The following is a 1,164-nucleotide window of genomic DNA, read 5'->3' as shown; positions in this document are numbered from 1 at the left end:
CAGCGCCTTGCCGAAGGGGCGGCCTTTGACGCGCTGTCCCTCGGCGGCGATCGAGGCGATCATGGCCGAGGTCGTCAGGCGGGGCTTCTTGTCGAGGGTGGCGTTCATGCCGTCGCTCCTTGCGTTTGCGATGCGTCCAGCACCTGGAGGGCCTGCTGCCACTCCGGCGGATCGACGCGGATGAAATGGTTCTTCTCGCGCTGCTCCAGGAAGGGCACGCCGCAGCCCATCAGCGTGTCGAAGAGGATGACGCGGGGCCGGGGCTCCGCCAGCTGACGCGCGGCATCGAAGGCGGCACGCACGGCCGGCAGGTCGTTGCCGTTCACCCGTTGCACATGCCAGCCGAAGGCCGCCCACTTGTCGGCCAGCGGCTCGAAGCCCATCACCTGGCCCGAGGGCCCGTCGGCCTGCTGCTTGTTGATGTCCACCAGGCAGATCAGGTTGCCCAGGCCGTGGTGGGCCGCGCCCATGGCCGCTTCCCAGGTCGAGCCCTCGTCAAGCTCGCCGTCAGACATCGAGTTGTAGACGAAGGCCGGGTTGCGCTTGTGGCGCAGCGCCAGCGCCATGCCCACGGCAATCGCCAGGCCCTGGCCCAGCGAACCACCGGAGATCTCCATGCCCGGGGTGTAGGTGGCCATGCCCGACATCGGCAGGCGGCTGTCGTCGCTGCCATAGGTCTCCAGCTCGCTCTCGGGGATCACCCCGGCCTCGATCAGCGCGGCGTAGAAGGCGATGGCGTAGTGGCCATGGGACAGCAGGAAGCGGTCACGACCCTCCCACTGGGGTTCGTTGGCGCGGTAGTTCAGCGCGTGGCCCCAGGCCACCGCCAGCACATCGGCCCAGCCCAGGGCCTGGCCGATGTAGCCCTGGCCCTGCACTTCGCCCATGCGCAGGGCATAGCGGCGAATGCGGTAGGCCCGCTCCCGCAATTCAGTGTTGTGGTTGTCAGACATGGAAGCCCTTCGGCAGGAAAGATGAAGGAAGCCCGGCTCAGCTCAGCAGGCCGATCGAGAACCAGGGGACAAAGGCGACCAGCAGCAGCCCGAGCAGCAGCACGCCCAGGTAAGGTCAGATGGTGCGCAGGGCCGCATCGGGGTGGACGCCGCCGATGNTGCAGGCCGCGTAATAGTCTAGGGCGAAGGGCGGCGCGAAACAGCCCACGCC

The 1,164-nt window shown here is 68.1% G+C and carries 1 protein-coding gene and 1 pseudogene; both read right to left on the bottom strand.

Annotation, left to right across the window (positions count from 1 at the left end):
• Window positions 1–108 (bottom strand): annotated as a pseudogene (locus I73_RS32220) (transketolase family protein); the annotation flags it as partial.
• On the bottom strand, window positions 105–953 hold the full coding sequence (locus I73_RS01260; RefSeq protein WP_026096165.1) for a transketolase: 849 nt from the start codon (window positions 951–953) through the stop codon (window positions 105–107). The pseudogene I73_RS32220 and the gene I73_RS01260, both read right to left, overlap by 4 nt.
• Window positions 954–1,164 lie beyond the last annotated feature (211 nt).

Origin of the sequence: Ideonella sp. B508-1 (assembly GCF_000333615.1) — a bacterium.
Lineage (GTDB): Bacteria > Pseudomonadota > Gammaproteobacteria > Burkholderiales > Burkholderiaceae_C > Ideonella.
This window is presented reverse-complemented; position numbering and strand designations above follow the sequence as displayed.